Raw genomic sequence first — 18,068 nt, forward strand, 5'->3', positions numbered from 1 at the left:
TCGGAGGTGAGGGCGGAGCGTCACTCCACGCCGGCCTCGGCCTGGCGCCTCACCGCCTCGGCACGGGCGCGGAGGACGGCATCGCCGACGCGCGCCTCTGCGGGGAAGACGTTTTCGCGGCCGATCTCCTCGCTGAGGCCCGTCATGCGCAACTGGGAGACCACGCGCTCCCCGACCCCGGCGACCATGAGCGTCGCACCGACGGCGGCCAGGTCGGCGGAGTACTTTCGGAGCATCGTGAGGAAGGTCACGCCGAGCTCATCGGTGCCGCGGAGCCGAACGATGACGTACGACTGGTGGGCGTCCTCACCGGCATCGGGCAGCTGTGCGCGAAACGCCTCGGACGAGGCGAAGAACAACGCGCCGTAGGGGTTCAGCACCACGATCTCTCGCGGTCCGATCGACTCGGGCGCGGGGAGTTCACGAGGACGCGTCTCCCCCGCGTCGAACTCCCACCTCGTGACTCTGACGCGGTTGGACTGGCGCGCGATGTGCAGGACGACCGCGAGTCCCACTCCCGCGAGAACGGCGTATTGGAGCGGGATGAACAACGTGAGCACGAACGTCACGAGGAAGATCCCCGCCTGCACGGTGCCCGTCCTGAAGACCAGAGCGATCTGAGCGACCTTGACACTGCGGACTCCGACCACGATCAGCAGTCCCGCGAGAGCCGGCATCGCGATGTAGCCGATCAGCGGGGCGAAGATCAGCACCGTCGCGATCATGACCATGGCGGCGAAGACGTTCGCCGTCGCCGTTCGGGCTCCGGCCGTGGCGACGAGAGCCGTGGCCGACATCGACCCGCCGACCGGAATACCCTGCAGCATGCCGCTGGCGATGTTCGCGACTCCCTGACCTCGGAAGTCCGCCGAGGCGCTGGGATATCGGCCGTCGGGATTGGGCACGGACCCCGAGATCGCCGCCCCCTGCACGAGGCCGACGAGAGCGAGCGACAGAGCAGGGACGATCAGGTCGAACGCCAGGAGCAGACTCGGCCAGGTGAGGGACGGAAGCTGCCGTTCTATCGTCGCGACCTCCCCGATCGTGGCGACAGCACCGTCCGGCAGCAGAAAGGCGACCAGCGATCCTGCGATGATCGCGACCACCATCGAGAGGGCCCCGAGAGGCGTTCTCTCCAACAGCAGGATGAGCGCGACGGTGAGGAGTCCGACGAGCAGCGACCACCAGCTCACCTGCGGCAGATGGAGGAGGGTGTCCCCCGCGCGGCCGATACGGGATCCTGCGTCGCTCTGGTAGCCCGTGAGATTCTCGATCTGGCTGAGGACGATGTTCACCGCAACAGCGTTCACGAAGCCGAAGAGCACGGCGCTCGGAATGAAGCGGACCAGGCTCCCCGCTCCCGCGAGGCCCAGACCGAGCATCACGATGCCCGCCATGACCGTGAGAGTGGCGATCGCTGTCGCCGAGCCCTCGCCGTGCACCTGTGGCACGTCTCCGATGATGACGGCCATCGCCCCTGTCGCTTGGACCGTCATGAGAACCGATCCCGTCGTCAACGCACCGGCGAGTGTCCCGACGATGTACGCATTGAGCCCGAACAGCGGATTGACGCCCGCGAGCACTCCTGCCGCCAGGCCGTCGGGGATGCTCTCCACACCGAGGACCACTCCGGCTCGCAGATCCTGTCGAAGCGTGGCGCGCGAACCGAAGCGCTTCCGGTAGCGCCGCCAGGAACGACGCAGGTTCACGCGAGCCAGCCCTGGACGGCCCTGAAGAGCTGCAGCATCCCCACCGCCGCGAAGATCCCCGCGCTCAGGTACCCGTTGTGGCGGAGCATCCACGAGCGAAGCCGCGTGAGGAGCGGATCCGCGCCGTCACCCCGTGCGAGCACCGTGAAGACGGGAATGGCCACGGGCGCCGCAGACGCCACGACGAAGCCGATCATCGTGGGAACGGCCTGGCGTGGTGGGAGGTCAGCGATGACGATCTCGATCCCGGCCGCAGCGACGAGCGCGATGTTCATGGGGCTGAGGAAGATGGCGAGACCGAGGAGGAAGGCCCGTCGAGGCGTGTAGCCCTCCACCGATCGCACGATCCCGGGGAGCTGCGGGGCCGCATGCACCACTTCTCCGGGTGTGTGAGCGCCCGCCACTTCCGCCACGACCCTTCTGGAGCGCGCGAACGTCCAGACCGCGCCCCCGACGCAGACGACGCCGACGACAGCGTGGACGATGGGCACCCACTCGGCCTGACGATAGGCGCCCGACGCTCCTGCCGCGCGGAATCCGATGACGCTCACGACGGTCAGAACACTGGAGCAGAGCACCCATCCGAGGAGATACGCGGTTCCGATGCGCCGCGCATCGCGGGACAGGAGGATGCCGATCAGAGCCATGACCGCCACCGGGCTCGCCATCACTCCGAGAGCGACGGGGACGAGCTGCCAGACGGTCGGGATCATCAGTCGTCACCCGCGGTGGACCGGTGATGCGGACGACGTCTCGCGCTGCACGGAGTTCGTCCCCGGCACAGAGTCCGTCCCCGGCACGGAGTCCGTCCCCGGCACGGCGTCCGTCCCCGGGAGGGGGTCCTCGCCGTGAGTGGCGTCCGTTTCGGGGCGGCGCAGCAGCTCGAGAACCACGATCAGCCCGAGCAGGCCGAGAGAGACCCCGATGACCGAGCCCGCGGAGACCGGTCGGTTCGCGATCAGAACCATCACCGCGAGGATGGCGGCCACCACCACGATCACGGGCCTGGATCTCTCGACGGCCACCCCGAGCCGTCCGGTGGTGACTCCTCGGCGCTCCCAGAGACTCCGGACCGACGCGAAGCCGCTTCCGACGACAGCCCTGGTCGTGGTGGCCGCGCGACCGGAACCGCTCAGCCACGCCCACAGTGCCGCCACCACGGCACCGAGGGTCAGAGCCACGGCGGTGCTCTGCAACGCCTCGGAGATCTGAGAGAACACCACGCTCGCGGCTTCCGCAGGCATGATCGCCGGGCTCACCGCGGAGATGAACACGGTTCCGCCGATCACGATCCCGCCGGCCAGCAGCCCGAAGACGAGTGCGAAACCGATGCTCGTCCGGACCGTTGCTCGAAGGCGGTCCCGGGACAGGAGGATGCCCCCGAACGTGAGCGCGACGATGAGCCACGGCAACCAGAATCCGGTCGCCACCGCGATCTGATAGATGGTGCGGACCAGTACCAGGGCGTCTGCCTGCGCGATCGGGATCGACCTGTCGACGATCGGGATGAGATCGGCGAAGCCGACCCCACGATCTGCGAGTTCCTCCTTCGCCCGCTCGACGACGACACCGAGGTCGATGGAGATCACCCCGCCGCCGTCGAGCTGGATGGCGATGTCGGGGTCGCTCTGCATCACCGCGACGGCGCGGTCGTGGGTGAACCTCAAAGCCTCGGTCCAGATGGCGGCGAACTGTTCCGAGGCCACGAGGTCGCGCACGATGCTGTCTATCAACGAGGAGATCCCCTGGGCCGCCGGAGTCTCCAGGATCGTCAGGGCGGCTTCCGCTCTCGGAGCGAGATCGAGGTCGCGGATGCCGTCGAAGACGTCGCCGACCAACGCCTCGACGTCCAGCTGATCATCGATCGCATCGATGACCTGGTCGGAGATGAAGTCCTGCACGTCCGGATCTTCGGCGAGCGGGGCGAAGGACGCCACGAACTGCTCGGTCTCGACGAGCTGGATACGGGCCCAGGTGCCGACCGCTGCGATGGGGGCGAGCAGTACCGCCAGGGCGAGCATCGCCCCGGCGGTCACGCTGCGCCCGGAGAAGCGACGCTGCCGCGGTGATCGGAGTGCGGAGTTCTCCTCTTCCAGAGAGCGGATCCTCGACCTCAGGTCTTCAATCGCTCTCGCCTGTGCGTCGTCGTCGGGGGCCGCTGCGGGTGGTGAATCCTTCGCCTGCATCTCATCGTCTCCGTCTCTGCGCCATGAGGACCGCAGTGATGACGGCGATGACGGCCATGACCACTGCGACGGCGGCCAGCGCGATGCCGGCGATCACTATCGCATCCATAGGAGAGCTCCTCCCGTCCCCCGGGTTCTCGCGTCCGATCAGCCGAGGATCTTCTGCTTGGCGGCGGCGAACTCGGCATCGGAGAGGACTCCCGAGTCCCGCAGCGAAGCGAGCTGTTGAAGCTTGGTCACCATGTCGTCACCAGAGTTGTCCGGAGCGGCGGCCGGTGCATACTGTGCCGCAGCCTGCTGCGCCGCCGCATCCACCTGTGCCTGCTGTTGTGCGGCCTCGTACTGCTGCTGCTCGTACTGGCCCTCTGCACGACGCTGCTGATTCCTCGTCGCAGCGCCCTGCACAGCGGATGCCGTGCCGGCGACGACAGCTGTACGCGCGGCGAGCCCGATGAGCCCCGGTCGGCCGAATCTTCTCAATGGCATGTCTCATTCCCCTTCTTGTTCAAGGATCTCCATCAGTGCGTTCACGACGGGCGCCGCGATCCGCTCCGTCCGCAGGACCTCTCCCCCGGCACTGTTCAACTTCCGGGCCAGTTCGCGCGCATACGTCAGCTCGAGCACGACGATCGCCGCTGACCGACCGGCAGGCACGTTCGCGGCCAACGTGAGGATGTCCTCCTCGCCGGCCAACCCGGAAGCGAAGACCTCCACTCCCTCGAGGGCGGTCGCCGATTGTTCGTCGATCGCCTGGATGTCCACCGCGCCGTCCTCGGACTTCGTGATGACGACGAAGTCCAACAGGCGCACCGTGCCGCTGTCGATCAGGTCCCGCAGAGCGGCGAAAGTCCCTTCGTCGGGGACGACCCCGTCGAAGCCCACGAGATAGAACTCGGCAGGGCCGTACTGAAAATCAGTCATGTGTAGATGCCTCTCTCTCCTGTCGCCCGGAGGCCGGCGACGACCCCTGACGTTCGGTCAGCGCCGCGACTGCGGCCCGATTGGTCTCGAACACCTCTCGGTCGCCCAAGAGGCCGAGGGTCTCGAATCGCGGTCGTGCGGCAGGCCGCAGGCGGCTGAACGAGAGCGTCAGCCCTCTCGCAGCCAGCCAGTCCGCGAGGCTCTCGAATGACTCTGCTGCGGTGACGTCGGCGTCGGTCACTGCCTCCATGTCGATCACCACGTGTCGCACCGCGCCGGAGCCCGCCGCTTGCACAGCGGAACGGACGGCGGAGGCGAACACGTCCCCGTTCGCGAAGAACAGCGGCGCAGCCATCCGGATCACCAGAACGCCGGGCGCCGTCACCTTTCCGGGCGGAGCGTCCTCCAGCAGCGAGGCAGACGGTTCGTTCTCGGCCGAGAGGATATCGATCGCGGGGTTCGACGCTCGGCGGGCGATGTTGATCAACGCGAGCACGAAGGCGATCAGGATGCCGGGTATCGACCCGACGAACAGCGTCACGAGGAAGCACACGGCTCCGATGACGAACTCGAACCGGTCGAGCTTCCAGAGCGTCCGGAACTCGCCGATTCCCAGCAGCGGCAGGATCGCGACGCCGACGATCGCGCCGATGGCGGGCGAGGGGATGTCCTCCAGCAGTCCCGTCCCGAAGAGCAGCAGCAGGAGAGTGCCGCCCGCCAGCACCAGCGACGGGAGCTGCGTGCGGGATCCCGCCTGGTCCATCGCCGCTGTGCGGCTCGTCGACGACCCGACGGCGAAACTGCCTTGCGCGCCGGCCGCGATGTTGGCGACGCCGAATGCGAACAGATCCCGATTGGGACTCGTGGCGTAGTGACGCTTCTCGCCGTAGGAACGAGCGACGAGGAGCCCCTCGGCTGTCGTGACCATCGTGAGGGCCATCGCGGACGGCACCAGGAGCAACCAGGTCTGCCAATCGATCACCGGCCATGTCAGGGTGGGTGGCCCTGCCGGGACCTCTCCGAGCACGGCGACGCCCCGCTCGTCCAACCCGGTCATCAGCACGACGACGGTCGCGACGACCATGACCACGAGTGCCCACGGCACCGCCCTCAGCAGATTCTTCCCGAGAAGCAGGATCGTGACGGAGACCACCGAGATCATCAGCGACCATCCGTTGAGGGTGCCGATCCCGCTCACGAGATCCGCGACCTTCTCCACGAACTCTCCGCCGGAATCGATCGACACGCCGAGCATCTTGGCGATCTGGGAGACGAGGATGTCCAGGGCCAGTCCGCCGACGAATCCGATCAGGATCGGCTTGGAGAGGAAGTTCGCGAGGAAGCCGAGTCTGAACACGGACAGAAGGATGAACATCACTCCGCAGATGATCGCCTGGGCGAGTGCCAGCGTGAGGTAGTCCTCGGATCCCGCTGCGGCCAGTCCCCCGATCGACGAGGCGACGAGCGCCGCCGCGGCTGCGTCGGGAGAGGCCACGACCTGTCGCGAGGAGACGACGAGGACGTACAGGATCGTCGGGATGACCAGCGCGTACAGTCCTGCGGTCGCAGGCAGACCGGCGATCTGGGCATAGCCGATGTTGAGCGGGATCGCGATAGCGAGCAGCGTGACGCCCGCGGTCAGTTCACGCACGAGGTTCTGACGAGTGACACCGACCAACGGTTTCTGCACGTCGTGACCTCCGGCCTCCTCGCCCCACGTGGCGAACTGCCCTCATGCTCGCATCCGGTGGTGCGCCCGCACCGGCACGATCACCCCAACGGGGTGAGCGTCAGGCACCGGCCACTCGGTCGCCCGCTGAGGGTGAGGCTCGGCCCCGGCCGCAACGACACGATGCCACGATCGCACCACGCAATACCTCGACCGTTAGGAGTAGTCGTGTCCATCTGGGAAAGCTTCTGGGCCATCATGTGGTGGTTCCTCTGGGCGTTCGTGTTCGTTTCCTACCTCATGGTGCTGTTCGGCATCATCGCCGACATCTTCCGCGACCATGCCCTGAACGGGTGGGCCAAGGCCGCCTGGATGCTCTTCCTGGTCTTCGTCCCGTTCCTGACGGCTCTGGTCTACCTCATCGCCCGTGGTGGAGGGATGGCGGAGCGGGGCGCGTCCGCGGTGCAGCAGAACCGGGAAGCCACGGATTCGTACATCCGATCCGTCGCCGGAGCGAGCCCCAGCGACGAGATCGACAAGGCCTCCAAGCTCCTGGCCTCGGGTGCGATCACGAACGAGGAGTTCGCATCCATCAAGGCCCGCGCGCTCAGCTGAGTCGGTGCAGGGGGCAGCCGCCATGTCGGATCGTGCACTCCACGACGTCGTCGTGCTCGTCGTGCGCCTCGACAGCGACCGCCCCCGCCCGGCCGTGCTCGAGGCGCTGCTGCAACAGGTCGAATGCGGCGTGCTGCGGCTCGTCGACTTCCTCATCGTCCGTCGGAACCGACAGCCGGGTAGCTTCGACTACGTCGAGATCGACGAGCAGACCTTCGGCCTCGCCGGACTGCGACCAGGGGTACCCGGCCTGGTGAGTCGGGAGGACGCGATGACGCTCTGCGCCGACCTTCCCGTGAACGGCACCGCGGCACTGATCCTGGTCGAGCCGACGTGGCTCGAACGATTCTCGTCGGAGCTCAGGAGGCACGGAGCGGACGTTCTCTCCGCGCAGCCGATCACCGCCTCCCACGCGAACTCCGTCTGGCTGACCGCTGCGACGACGGAGGCGCCCTGACTGCTCGCCTCTCCCCCACTCACACGGTCGTGTGCACAGCCTCCCGACGAGAGGTGACGCCGAGCTTCCGGTAGATCGCACGCTGATGAGTCTTGACGGTGTTGATCGAGAGCTCGAGCTCATCCGCGATCTCGGGCAGTGTCCGGGAGGTCTGCAGTTGCCGGAAGACGTCACGCTCCCGCTCCGACAGGACCGCGACGAGGGATCCGCTCCCCTCCGACGCCAGGCATCGCCCGATAAAGTCCTCGTACTGACTGCCGAAGTGCACGTGTTCGCTGAGCAGCTTGCGGATCGCCGTCTCACGGTGCGCGAACAGGAGCGTCACGTTCTCGCCCGAGGCCACGGCGAGGCCGGCCTCGCACAGCTCGTGCGCGGCCTCGTGATCACCGGCGTGGCGCCGCATGACGGCCGCAGTCATGAGGGTGGCCGCCTTCACGTACGACACCTCTGAGAACAGCCTGAGCGAGCGCAAGGTCTGCAGAGCCTCGGCGTGATTGCCGTCGCGCCGCAGGATCCCGCTCATGGCGACTGCGACGACCGGGAGGTTCGGGCACTGCACATACTTCCGCGCGATCCGAACCGCCCGTTCGTGGTTGCCGCTCGTCTCTTCGAGGAGCGCGATCGACGATTCGCGGAACATGTGCCAGGGTACGCCATGCAGTGTCTCGATCGGGATCTCCTGGATGCCTATGGCCGCCCTGCGGCTCCGCGGCCCGTCTCCCGTCTCTGCGACGCTGTAGGCGATCATCATCCGTGCTATCGCGGAGAAGGAAGGATCGGGGAATCCGCTCTGGAGTATCGCCTCGTAGGCGCTCACGCACCGCGCGGTATCGCCCGCCCAATAGGCGACGAAGCCGGACGCCGCCCAGGCGCTTCCGCTTGCATAGGCCGAGGACAGCGGCGGCATGTGGGGATGGCCGATGGACCGCAGGGTCGACTCAGCCGCCCTCAGGTGCCCTGCCCACGTCTGGGCGAACGCCAGATGCCCGGACGCGCGCACGGATGCTGCGGACGCCGGCTCGCCTGCGAACTCCCGTGACGCCGACGCGAAGTACTCCGCGGGAAGCTCCGGGTTCGAGGGAATCCGTATCTCCGCCCAGCCGAGCAGGGTGTTGATCGCGATTCTGCTGGCGGCTGTCCTCGGGTCGCCGGCAGCGAGCATCCCGCGCAATCGTGTGGCAGCGCGCGACACGAGAAGCGGATCGTTGCAGACGAAGAGCCGTGCGATGTCCGCGATCACCGAACGATCGGACCCCGTCGTCCGGGCGGGCTCCTGTTCGGCCCGCGTCATGATCTCGCGAGCGAGGTGATGCCCGCCGAGCAGATCGGTGGCGCAGGCCAGGATGAACGGGAGGTCCGCATCCTGCGGTGCGTCGCGCATCAGCAGCGTGACGGCACGCTCGACCTCCTCTCCGTTCCCCTCCATGATGAGCGCCACCCAGTGCCCGAAGAGCGTTGCTCTCGCGCCGTCCGTGTCTCCCGCGAGCAGGGAGTGCTGGATGGAGCTCAACTGGTCGGTGTCCTCCAGGAAGGCCGCCGCTCGACGATGGCATGCGGCCGCACGTTCCGGATCCGCTCGCCGGATGTCCGCGCACGTCCGGACGAACGAGCTGTGCCATTGATAGACCATCCCATGAGGCCCGGAGAAGCGGTCGAGGAAGAGCCCGAGCGCCACGCACTCGTCGAGGAGCGCCGCGGCGTCCGGCCGCGCCGACACGGCCGCCGCCAGGGCTGGGGTGAGCTCGATGCACACGGTGGTATCGAGGACGAAGTCCGCGATACCGGGCGGGAGAACGCTGAGGATGTGGTCGCGAACGTAGTCGCCCAGGAACTCCGACGCCGTGGCGGCGCCCGAGTCGGGCCGTCGCCCGCCGATGAGGACCATCCGCACCGCGATCGGCCACCCCTGCGTCTCTTCGAACACGCTCGTGTGCTCGAGACTGCGCCCCTGCGCCGTGTCGTTCAGAGTCCGCATCAACGCCGCGACCTCGTCGGCCGTGAAACGGAGCTCTCGGGACCCGACGAACATCTCCGGTTGCAGCAGCCGTTCCCGGGACATCGTGATGTCGAGGAGGGTCGTTCCGATCAGCAGCACGCGAATCATCTCCGGCGGCTGGTCGACGAGCATCCCGAGGATGCTTCGACGCCAGTGCTCCCCTGCGCGATGGGCGTCGTCGACGATGAGAGTCACGCGGATGCCGGCGGCTGCGGTCGCGTCGCTCAGCGCGGCGTACAGCGCACGCGGGGTCATCTGATCGTCGAGTCGGGGCAGACTGTGGCGTGCTCGTCGGTAGGACGCCGAGAGGGCATCGATGACTCCGCGCTGCAGGCGCGTCTGATCGATGTCCAGCGCGTTGAGGAGCAACCACGCCGGCTCGCCCTGAGCCGCGGCCCAGTCGGCGACCGCCGTCGTCTTGCCGTAACCGCTCGGCGCGCTCACCACCGCGACCGATCTGCTCTCGAGCGCAGCGTCGATGGCGGCGCTGAGTCGAGGGCGTGGGAGTGAGCCCGGCTGAGGGGTCGGCGGCCGGAACCGCACGGAGGGGATGTGTTCGGTCAGACGTCTGGCGGCCGTCATGGCCCCAAGGTAGCGATATACCGGAGCTTTCTCAATGAGTTCTCCGCCGCACTCGATGTCACGTGCGGTCATTCCGCGCCGGGCGAGTGTCGCGAGGTCAGATCTTGACCGGGAAGGTGAGCAGCACGATCATTCCGGCGACGCCGAGTATCGACGCGAGAGCGAGGAAGGTGTATCGCCGCCAACTGAGTCGCTGCGATTGCGACAGAGCCGCGAAGAACAGGACGAGCGCGAACAGGACCGTCAGAAGGGAGTAGTTGTCGCCTCGCTGGTTGTTGACCAACGCCTCCTCGAACTTCTGGTCCGCGCGATCGGCGAACTCAGCGGCCTCCGTGGTTCCGGGCGGGACGTACTCCTCCATCGCGAACGGTCCGGACTCGGTCCTGCCGCCGTCGTCCCACGCGTCGAACGCGACCGCGAACGCGTCGGAGAAGCGCTCCTCGATGTACTGGGACAGTGCCTCGTCGCCATCGGCCTGTGCGAGCACCCACTGGGTATAGATGCTCAGGTCGTACTGGCGCGCCGCCTGCGCCTCCCCCTGTGCGGATGCCGCCTGTATGCGCGCGCTGGACGCCTGGCTGAACGCGATCGACATCTCTCCTCCCCACTTGGATGCCTCGAATCCGCTCCATGCCGTGAGCACCGCCGTCAGGGAGAGGATCACGACTGTGGTCACCTCGACGAGACGTCGTGGTTTCGGGTCATGTACTGGTCGGTCCGTCGCCATCTCTTCATTCTTCGGTGGCGCGCCACTCGGTGAGGTCCGCGAGTCACCCGGGGCGGGTGACCCGAAGACTGTGCGCGACAGGCGGGCACGGCTGATCACCCTGAGAGGGTGACGGCCGAGAGGCGACTCGCGTGACTCGCCACGCGCGCAGCTACTCTGAGCACGTGATCCAGTCTCCGAGGGGTGCAGCGGAGAGGCGTCTCCGGTCGGGTTCCGGAGCTCTCGTCTCTCTCGGGTGCGCGGTTCTCGTCCTCCTCGGGGTGCATCTGGCGCGCAGCGTCGTGGCGCCGCTCGCGCTGGCGATCGTCGTGGTGATCATCTGCCTGCCGATCGGCGAGGCGGTCGCGCGACGTGCCGGCCACCGGTGGGTGGGAACCACGGCGATCATCGTCCTCGCCTACGGCGTCGTCCTCGCGGCCGGTGCCCTCATCTGGCTCGCCGCGGGACAGTTCGCGGGTCTGATCGCGGATCTGGGGCCCGGGGGCGCGCTCGATCATGTGCGAGACTCCCTCCGATCGTGGGGTGCGGCGGTCTTCCACGGCGATGTCGGCGGCGCTCAGCCCGACCTCTCCGTCCTGCTCGACATTCTCGAGACCGCCACATCGGCCCTCGTCTCGGCCGTGGTCGCCCTGTTCTTCGTCTGCGCGTACGTCGTCGTCATGGCCGTCGACGCGGGTCGGTACGCCGGTGCCGCCGACCTCTACGGATCATCGCGGGCGGGAACGATCGCTCGCGCGAGGCGGCTCAATCAGAGCATCCGTCGCTATTACCTCGTGAACGGGGCGTTCGGAGCGATCGTCGCGACCATCGACGGGCTCGCCCTCTGGATGCTCGGCGTCCCGGCACCCGTCGTGTGGGCGATCCTGGCCTTCGTGACGAACTTCGTGCCGTCGATCGGCTTCGTCATCGGGGTGATACCGCCCGCCGTGCTGGCTCTCGCCATCGGAGGGTGGCCCCTCTTCCTCGGGGTGATCGCCGTCTACAGCACCGTGAATGTCGTGCTGCAGGTCTTTCTGCAGCCGAAGTTCGTGAGTGATGCGGTCGGCCTGAGCCTGACGGTGAGCTTCTTCGCCGTCGTCTTCTGGACCTTCGTGATCGGCCCTGTCGGGGCGATCCTCGCCGTCCCGCTGACGCTCCTCGCGAGAACCCTGCTGTTCGAAGGCAGAGCCGACATGACGTGGTGGCGGTGGCTGTCCGGCGACGACCAGGCGTCTTCGGAGGACCCGTCGCAGGTGACGGCTATCGGGCGGACTGCCGCAGCGGAACCGTGACGTCGCCGCCCGATTCCTCGGTGAGTCGCGACCCCATCTGAACGAACGTCGGGTCGGTGATGAACGATCCGACGAAGAGCGCCTGCCCCTGGGTGAAGCCCTGAGCCTGTCGCAGAAGTGCCTCCGGTGCGAATCCGAAGACGTCCGCGAGCTCGGCGAGATCGCGCGGCGCATTGACGCGCATGAGACCGAGGTTGTCGCACTGGGAGAGCACGTTCGGGTGGATCTTGGACGGACGCTGGGTCGAGAGGAAGAGCCAGATGCCGAACTTGCGGCCTTCGGCGGCGATCTGCACCAGCTGTTCGGTGAGTCTGCGCTCCACCGCGGTGTCCGGTTCGGGCGTGCAGAGATTATGCGCCTCATCGATCACGACGAGAATGGGCTGACGGTCCTCGCGTCGAGACCACAGGTGCTCGAGGACGGCGAGTGCGGCGACCTTCGGCTCCGCCGGGTGAGCGAAACCCCCGAGATCGAGGATCGTCGCACTCGGACGTTCGTCGATCACATCATTGACCGACGAACCTCCTCGCGACCACAGATCCCATTCCAGGACCTGCAGGTTCTCCATCCGCTTCGCCAGCTGGGCACGCGTGACATCCCCCGAATCCCTCAGGCTCCGGAGGAGTTCGTCCGTGTCGAACCACGGTGTGTCCTCTTCGCTGTGCAGCAGCACGTTGTACTCGTCGGCATCGCGGACCGGATCCATCTGCAGCACAGCCGCCTTGCTCGCGGTGAGGAGGTCGAGGTAGCGCACGCGAACGGCGTCCTCCGCTCCCCGGCCCGACCGGAAGACTCGGATGTCGAGGGCCGCAAGGTGATCCGCCTCCGCCTTCCCTGCGGTGGGGAGCGTCTCGCGCAGGCGAACGAAGTCGGCGTTCGGGTCGAGGATCAGGAGCGGCAGCTCCGTGGTCAGAAGCAACTGCTCCAGCACGACGCCCAGCGCGTAGGTCTTGCCGCTTCCGCTCTGACCGCACCAGAACGTATGCCGGTTGAACCGTCGGGCGTCGAGGTGCACGGGAGCGGGATTCTCGTCCACCGTGTGTCCGATCGAGAGCGTCGACATGCTTCCTCCACATGGTGCGGCCGGTTCTGCGGCACCTCTCTGTCTAGCGACCCGATGCACGATCGCACCCCGCGCCTCACCCCTCGAGGATGAGGCGCGGAGTGCAGCCGCGATCGGCGAGGTCCTGCAGCAGGAGTAGCGTTGAGGGGTGCAGCAGGACTCCCCCTCCCCCCTCTCGTCGCCGGGGTGGAGAGCCTGGCTGATCTGGTCCGTGGGCGTCGCGGCGTACGTTCTCGCGATCACGAACCGCACCTCCCTCGGCGCCGTAGGCGTCGATGCGGCCGATCGCTTCCAGGCCGACGCCTCCACTCTGGCCCTCTTCGCCGTGGTGCAGCTGGCGGTATACGGCGGGATGCAGATCCCGATCGGCATCCTCCTGGACCGCTACGGATCGCGACCCATCATGACCATCGGGATGCTGCTGATGGCGGCCGGACAGCTCACCATGGCCGTCTCGCCCAGCATCGGGATCGCGATCTTCGCGCGCATCCTGCTCGGTGCGGGCGATGCGGCCATCTTCCCCGCCGTCCTCCGTCTCGTGGCCACCTGGTTCCCCGCGCAGCGCGGGCCCATCATGGTGCAGTTCACCGGCATCATCGGTCAGGCCGGGCAGCTGATCGCGCTCGTCCCTCTGGCCGCTCTGCTGCACGCGACCAGCTGGACCATCACGTTCGGCAGTATCGCAGGGCTCGGCGTGCTGTTCACTGTGCTCGTCTGGTTGCTGATCCGCAATCACCCGATCGAGCGCGGAGCCGATGTCACGGTCGACACCGACACCGGCGTCATCCGCGTGGTGACCTCCTCGATCGACACCGGCGTAGGGATCAGAGCCGCGTGGGCGCACCCCGGGACGCGTCTGGCATTCTGGTCTCACTTCACGACCCCCTTCGCGGGCACCGCCTTCATCCTGCTCTGGGGCATGCCTTTCCTCACCGCCGCACAGGGGTTCGACACGGCCCATGCGGCCGGGATCATCTCGGTCTACGTCGTCGCAGGCATGGCCCTCGGCCCGATCATCGGCGACCTCTCACGACGACTGCCGAATCACCGTTCGCTCGCCCTCGTCCTGCCCGCCGTCGGAGTGCAGCTGATCGCCTGGGTGACGGTCATCGCGCTCCCGGGGCCCGCACCGCTCTGGCTGCTCTACGGGCTCGCGGTCGCGCTCGCGACCGGCGGACCGGCCAGCATGATCGCCTTCGACCACGCGCGCACGCACAACCCGTCGCACCGCCTCAGCACGGCGACCGGTGTCACGAACGCGGGAGGCTTCATCGCCGCGCTCATCGCGATATTCCTCATCGGGCTGGCGCTCGACCTGCAGGGCGCGGGAACGCCGGAGACCTACTCGTTCGAGGCCTTCCGCGTCGCGTTCCTCACGCCGATCCCGCTCTGGCTACTCGGAGTCGTCTTCATCGTCGTGGAGCGCAAGCGCACGCGGATCCGCATGGGACTGGACCCCGATCGCCGGCGCTGACTGCTCGTAGGATGAGGCGCATGCGTCCCGTCTACACCTTCTCGAACGACCGTGCCCTGATCGATCGCGAGCTGGTGCACCGGTGGCTCAGCGAAGAGGCCTACTGGGCGAAGGGGCGGACCAGGGCGGTTCAGGATGCGGCGATCGACGCGTCGCGCAACTATTCGGTCCGTGACGCCGAGAACCGCCAGGTGGCCTATGCGCGTGTCGTCACCGACGGGGTGACGTTCGCCTGGCTGTGCGACGTGTTCGTCGAGGAGGCGACGCGCGGGAGCGGTGTCGGACGAGTGCTGGTCGAGGGAGTCATCGACGACCTCCAGCACGGTTCGACGGTCAAGAGGATCATGCTCGCCACGAGCACGGCCGACGGACTGTACGAGAAGTACGGGTTCGCGGAGCCCTCGGGACCGAGCCGCTACATGATCCGACAGATGCAGCGACCCTGATCGTCGATCGAGCGATGGCCGGTGGCGGTTCGGGTGTCTCAGCGCCGCGCTCCGCGCATCGGCGTCCATCCGAACGGCACCGGGCCGTCGAACGCAGCCCGTTCGCGATCCGCCTGAGCGGACCAGCCCTGGGCTTGGCCGGCGGCGTCGAACGCGCCTCTGGCCACCCTCAGCCCGACGTCCTCGTGGTGCATCCGCGGACCACCGCCCCGACGCACCGACGCCCGGACGCTCCAGGAATCGTCGGCGAACCCTCCTCCTCGGAAGACGCGGTAGTCGTCGTAGCGGGCGGGGTCGAGCAGATCCCAGCACCACTCCCAGACGTTGCCGAGCATGTCGAAGAGCCCGTCCAGGTTCGGCAGCTTGCCGCCGACGTCCTGCGGCGAGGTGACACCATCGGCGCCGGTCCACGCGGCCTCGGCGAGCGGAGCGTAGTGCGGACCTGTGGACCCTGCGCGGCAGGCGAGCTCCCACTCCGCTTCGGTGGGTAGACGGTAGCCCTCGGCGGTCGTGTCCCACTCGACGTGCTCGCCATCGAAACGATAGACGGGGTCGAGTCCCTCCCACTCCGACGCCGCGTTGCAGAAGTGCACGGCACGGAGCCAGCTCAGGTCGGCGGCGGGTCGTCGCGGATGCCGAGAGGGAACGGGCAGGATCTCTGCGAACTGCTCCTCGGTGATGGGGAACACCCCGATCTCGAACGGTTCGATCTCGACCGAGCGCTGCACCTCGCGACGCGCGTCATGCAGAGTCACCTGGCCGCCGGGGATCCGTCGCAGCTCGATGTCCGTCACGCCCGAGGCGTCCGTTCCACCCATTCCGGGTACTTCGCGGCACGGCCGTCGCCGGAGGAGGTCCGTGTGACACGGCGGCGCACCCACGGACCCACGAACTCGCGGTAGTAGGCCAGGCCCGCGGGTCCCGCCGCGCTCAGCGCAGACGGAGACCACCACGTCGCGTCGGGTTCGAATCCCAGCGCGTGGAGCACGCGCGCGGCGACCCGGTGGTGTCCGGCGGAGTTCATGTGCAGTCGGTCCTCAGACCAGTACGTCGACTGGGCGAGCTCGCGGTCCGGCCAGTTGAGCGCCCGCACCACATCGGTCCGCCCCTCGATGCGGCGGAGCACCGCTTCGGAGAGCAGGTCGCCGCGCTTCTGCACGAGCGACCCCATCGGCAGCTGACCGCTCGGATTCGCGCCGGACAGGAGGATGACGGTGACCCCCTGCTCGTCGCACCGCCGGAGCACGCGGCTGAAGGCATCCGCGATGTGCTCGAGGTCAGTCCGCGGCCGCAGCATGTCATTGCCTCCGCCGTTGAACGAGAGGTGTGTGGGCCCCAGGGCGAGCGCGGGTTCGAGCTGCTGCTCGACGATCGGCCATGCGAGCTTTCCGCGGATCGCGAGGTTCGCGTAGCTGATGGTGCGGCCCGACGCATCGGCCCAGCCTTGCGCCACGAGGTCGGCCCACCCCCGCTCGCGTCCGTCGGGAAGGACGTCGCCGACGCCCTCCGTGAAGGAATCGCCGATGGCCACGTAGCGTACGTCTGTCACCGGTTCAGCCTATGCCGCTCCACGGGCATCACGGCCTCAGCGATCATCGAGGGCCTGCCCGCCCCGGTCGACGAGACCCCATGCGGCGGCGGCGGCGACGACGAAGCACGCTCCGAAGACGACGAACACGAGCGGCGCGCCCCCGGCCACGAGCATCACCGGCACCGCCAGGGGCGCGATGATCGAGGCGATGCGCCCCACACCGGCCGCCCAGCCGGCTCCTGTTCCTCGCAGCGAGGTGGGGTAGATCTCGGGGGTGACGGCGTAGAGGGCGCCCCAGGCGCCGAGGTTGAAGAACGACAGAGCCATGCCCGAGGCGATGATGGTCGCTTCGGCGGTGGACGTTCCGAAGAAGACCGCGGATGCGGCGGAGCCGACGAGGAAGACCGAGAGCGTCGTCCGCCTCCCCCACACCTCGATGAGCCAGGCCGCGACGGCATAACCCGGCAGCTGGGCCAGCGTGATGATGAGTGTGAACCCGAACGACCGCACGAGATCGAACCCGGCGTCGACGAGGATGCTCGGGATCCAGATGAAAGCGCCGTAATACGCGAAGTTCACGCACAGCCACACGACCCAGAGACAGGCCGTGCGCACGCGGAACTCGGCGTTCCAGAGTGATGTCAGGCGCGCCCTCGAGGTCACCGCCATCGCACGCGACGCGGGTTCCCGCCGGATCGCAGGAGCGGGTTCGACCCCGGCATCCGCTTCGAAGGTCGAGACGATCCGATCCGCCTCCGCGATCCTTCCTCGCGAGGCGAGCCAGCGCGGCGATTCCGGCAGACCCCAGCGGACGATCAGGGCGTAGACGGCCGGGATGGCACCGAGCGCGAAGGCCCAGCGCCAGCCGTCCGCGGAGGCGGGGATGACGAAGTACGCGATGAGCGCCGCGGCGGTCCACCCCACCGCCCAGAAGGCCTCGAGGATCACGATCAGCCGGCCACGCATCCGAGCGGGTGCGAACTCGCTCACATACGTCGACGCCACCGGCAGCTCGGCTCCGAGGCCCAGCCCGACCAGGAACCGCAGCGCGAGGAGCGCGGCGATCCCGCTGACGAGTGCGCTGGCGCCCGTCGCCACGCCGTACACGAGCAGGGTGAGGGCGAACACCTGTCGACGGCCGAGACGGTCGGCGAGCAGACCGCCCAGCGTCGCGCCGAGCGCCATGCCGATGAAGCCGACGGATGCGATCCATCCGGCGTCCGTCTTCGAGAGCCCCCACTGCTGGGTGAGGGCGGCGAGGATGAACGAGATGAGTCCGACGTCCATGGCATCGAGCGCCCATCCGACCCCCGATCCGGTGAGCAGCCGGAGGTGGCGCCGCGTGAACGGCAGATCGTCGAGGCGCCCGGCGAGCGAGGCACGGCTCGGCAACGAGGTGTTGGCCATGACTTCATGTTAGG

17 protein-coding genes are annotated in these 18,068 nt (G+C 67.9%); 5 read left to right on the forward strand and 12 right to left on the reverse strand.

Annotated elements, in window-relative coordinates:
* Nucleotides 1-20: 20 nt before the first annotated feature.
* The 6 genes from BN2660_RS13855 to BN2660_RS13880 all read right to left on the reverse strand — a co-directional run bounded on the left by BN2660_RS13855 (nucleotide 21) and on the right by BN2660_RS13880 (nucleotide 6,506).
* Nucleotides 21-1,709, reverse strand: a complete 1,689-nt coding sequence (locus BN2660_RS13855) for a SulP family inorganic anion transporter (protein ID WP_218054117.1) — start codon at nucleotides 1,707-1,709, stop codon at nucleotides 21-23.
* Nucleotides 1,706-2,422, reverse strand: a complete 717-nt coding sequence (locus BN2660_RS13860; protein WP_091233199.1) for a GAP family protein — start codon at nucleotides 2,420-2,422, stop codon at nucleotides 1,706-1,708. Before BN2660_RS13860 ends, BN2660_RS13855 begins: the two co-directional genes overlap by 4 nt.
* A gap of 6 nt (nucleotides 2,423-2,428) precedes the next feature.
* A complete protein-coding gene (locus tag BN2660_RS13865; RefSeq protein WP_176697198.1) occupies nucleotides 2,429-3,895 on the reverse strand; it encodes a hypothetical protein in 1,467 nt (488 codons plus the stop codon).
* 147 nt (nucleotides 3,896-4,042) lie between these two features.
* Nucleotides 4,043-4,381, reverse strand: a complete 339-nt coding sequence (locus BN2660_RS13870; protein ID WP_091233202.1) for an SHOCT domain-containing protein — start codon at nucleotides 4,379-4,381, stop codon at nucleotides 4,043-4,045.
* A gap of 3 nt (nucleotides 4,382-4,384) precedes the next feature.
* Nucleotides 4,385-4,816 carry a DUF6325 family protein gene (locus BN2660_RS13875; RefSeq protein WP_091233205.1) on the reverse strand — a complete coding sequence of 144 codons (432 nt, stop codon included), beginning with the start codon at nucleotides 4,814-4,816 and terminating at the stop codon, nucleotides 4,385-4,387.
* A complete protein-coding gene (locus BN2660_RS13880) occupies nucleotides 4,809-6,506 on the reverse strand; it encodes a SulP family inorganic anion transporter (RefSeq protein WP_091233208.1) in 1,698 nt (565 codons plus the stop codon). Before BN2660_RS13880 ends, BN2660_RS13875 begins: the two co-directional genes overlap by 8 nt.
* A 207-nt stretch (nucleotides 6,507-6,713) precedes the next feature.
* Here BN2660_RS13880 and BN2660_RS13885 point away from each other — a divergent pair, with 207 nt between their 5' ends.
* Both BN2660_RS13885 and BN2660_RS13890 read left to right on the forward strand, forming a co-directional pair.
* Nucleotides 6,714-7,100 (forward strand): SHOCT domain-containing protein, encoded by a 387-nt coding sequence (locus BN2660_RS13885; protein WP_091233210.1) that lies wholly within the window; start codon nucleotides 6,714-6,716, stop codon nucleotides 7,098-7,100.
* Between the two features lie 22 nt (nucleotides 7,101-7,122).
* A complete protein-coding gene (locus tag BN2660_RS13890) occupies nucleotides 7,123-7,557 on the forward strand; it encodes a DUF6325 family protein (protein ID WP_091233213.1) in 435 nt (144 codons plus the stop codon).
* Between the two features lie 19 nt (nucleotides 7,558-7,576).
* Here BN2660_RS13890 and BN2660_RS13895 read toward each other — a convergent pair whose 3' ends face one another.
* Both BN2660_RS13895 and BN2660_RS13900 read right to left on the reverse strand, forming a co-directional pair.
* Nucleotides 7,577-10,135, reverse strand: a complete 2,559-nt coding sequence (locus tag BN2660_RS13895; RefSeq protein WP_091233216.1) for a LuxR C-terminal-related transcriptional regulator — start codon at nucleotides 10,133-10,135, stop codon at nucleotides 7,577-7,579.
* Between the two features lie 97 nt (nucleotides 10,136-10,232).
* Entirely contained in the window at nucleotides 10,233-10,811 is a 579-nt protein-coding gene (locus BN2660_RS13900) for a hypothetical protein (protein WP_255305174.1), read from the reverse strand.
* Nucleotides 10,812-11,026: 215 nt separating this feature from the next.
* Here BN2660_RS13900 and BN2660_RS13905 point away from each other — a divergent pair, with 215 nt between their 5' ends.
* Complete coding sequence (locus BN2660_RS13905) at nucleotides 11,027-12,133, forward strand: AI-2E family transporter (RefSeq protein ID WP_255305175.1); 1,107 nt, start codon at nucleotides 11,027-11,029, stop codon at nucleotides 12,131-12,133.
* On the opposite strand, the gene BN2660_RS13910 is transcribed toward BN2660_RS13905, so the two are convergent.
* On the reverse strand, nucleotides 12,102-13,196 hold the full coding sequence (locus BN2660_RS13910) for an ATP-binding protein (protein WP_091233221.1): 1,095 nt from the start codon (nucleotides 13,194-13,196) through the stop codon (nucleotides 12,102-12,104). The two genes, BN2660_RS13905 and BN2660_RS13910, sit on opposite strands and share 32 nt — an antisense overlap.
* A 148-nt stretch (nucleotides 13,197-13,344) precedes the next feature.
* Here BN2660_RS13910 and BN2660_RS13915 point away from each other — a divergent pair, with 148 nt between their 5' ends.
* Together BN2660_RS13915 and BN2660_RS13920 are read left to right on the forward strand one after the other, a co-directional pair.
* Nucleotides 13,345-14,670: an MFS transporter gene (locus BN2660_RS13915; protein WP_091233225.1), complete on the forward strand. Its 1,326-nt coding sequence runs from the start codon at nucleotides 13,345-13,347 to the stop codon at nucleotides 14,668-14,670.
* A 20-nt stretch (nucleotides 14,671-14,690) separates the two neighbouring features.
* Nucleotides 14,691-15,116: a GNAT family N-acetyltransferase gene (locus BN2660_RS13920; protein ID WP_091233228.1), complete on the forward strand. Its 426-nt coding sequence runs from the start codon at nucleotides 14,691-14,693 to the stop codon at nucleotides 15,114-15,116.
* Between the two features lie 38 nt (nucleotides 15,117-15,154).
* Here the strand turns inward: BN2660_RS13920 and BN2660_RS13925 are convergent, their stop codons facing one another.
* Genes BN2660_RS13925 through BN2660_RS13935 form a run of 3 tightly spaced genes read right to left on the reverse strand, consistent with a single transcriptional unit; the run spans nucleotide 15,155 to nucleotide 18,054 of the window.
* Complete coding sequence (locus BN2660_RS13925; protein ID WP_091233231.1) at nucleotides 15,155-15,934, reverse strand: formylglycine-generating enzyme family protein; 780 nt, start codon at nucleotides 15,932-15,934, stop codon at nucleotides 15,155-15,157.
* A complete protein-coding gene (locus tag BN2660_RS13930; protein WP_091233234.1) occupies nucleotides 15,907-16,665 on the reverse strand; it encodes an SGNH/GDSL hydrolase family protein in 759 nt (252 codons plus the stop codon). The genes BN2660_RS13925 and BN2660_RS13930 overlap by 28 nt, the downstream gene beginning before the upstream one ends.
* A 36-nt stretch (nucleotides 16,666-16,701) precedes the next feature.
* Entirely contained in the window at nucleotides 16,702-18,054 is a 1,353-nt protein-coding gene (locus BN2660_RS13935; protein WP_091233237.1) for an MFS transporter, read from the reverse strand.
* Nucleotides 18,055-18,068: the final 14 nt, after the last annotated feature.

This window comes from Microbacterium sp. 3J1 (assembly GCF_001049495.1).
GTDB lineage: Bacteria > Actinomycetota > Actinomycetes > Actinomycetales > Microbacteriaceae > Microbacterium.

What these genes read in the sequence shown, in the direction of transcription:
- BN2660_RS13860 (WP_091233199.1), bottom strand. Translation starts at nt 2,422, where the DNA reads ATGATCCCGACCGTCTGGCAGCTCGTCCCCGTCGCTCTCGGAGTGATG.
- BN2660_RS13865 (WP_176697198.1), bottom strand. Translation starts at nt 3,895, where the DNA reads ATGCAGGCGAAGGATTCACCACCCGCAGCGGCCCCCGACGACGACGCA.
- BN2660_RS13870 (WP_091233202.1), bottom strand. Translation starts at nt 4,381, where the DNA reads ATGCCATTGAGAAGATTCGGCCGACCGGGGCTCATCGGGCTCGCCGCG.
- BN2660_RS13875 (WP_091233205.1), bottom strand. Translation starts at nt 4,816, where the DNA reads ATGACTGATTTTCAGTACGGCCCTGCCGAGTTCTATCTCGTGGGCTTC.
- BN2660_RS13890 (WP_091233213.1), top strand. Translation starts at nt 7,123, where the DNA reads ATGTCGGATCGTGCACTCCACGACGTCGTCGTGCTCGTCGTGCGCCTC.
- BN2660_RS13895 (WP_091233216.1), bottom strand. Translation starts at nt 10,135, where the DNA reads ATGACGGCCGCCAGACGTCTGACCGAACACATCCCCTCCGTGCGGTTC.
- BN2660_RS13910 (WP_091233221.1), bottom strand. Translation starts at nt 13,196, where the DNA reads ATGTCGACGCTCTCGATCGGACACACGGTGGACGAGAATCCCGCTCCC.
- BN2660_RS13920 (WP_091233228.1), top strand. Translation starts at nt 14,691, where the DNA reads ATGCGTCCCGTCTACACCTTCTCGAACGACCGTGCCCTGATCGATCGC.
- BN2660_RS13925 (WP_091233231.1), bottom strand. Translation starts at nt 15,934, where the DNA reads ATGGGTGGAACGGACGCCTCGGGCGTGACGGACATCGAGCTGCGACGG.
- BN2660_RS13935 (WP_091233237.1), bottom strand. Translation starts at nt 18,054, where the DNA reads ATGGCCAACACCTCGTTGCCGAGCCGTGCCTCGCTCGCCGGGCGCCTC.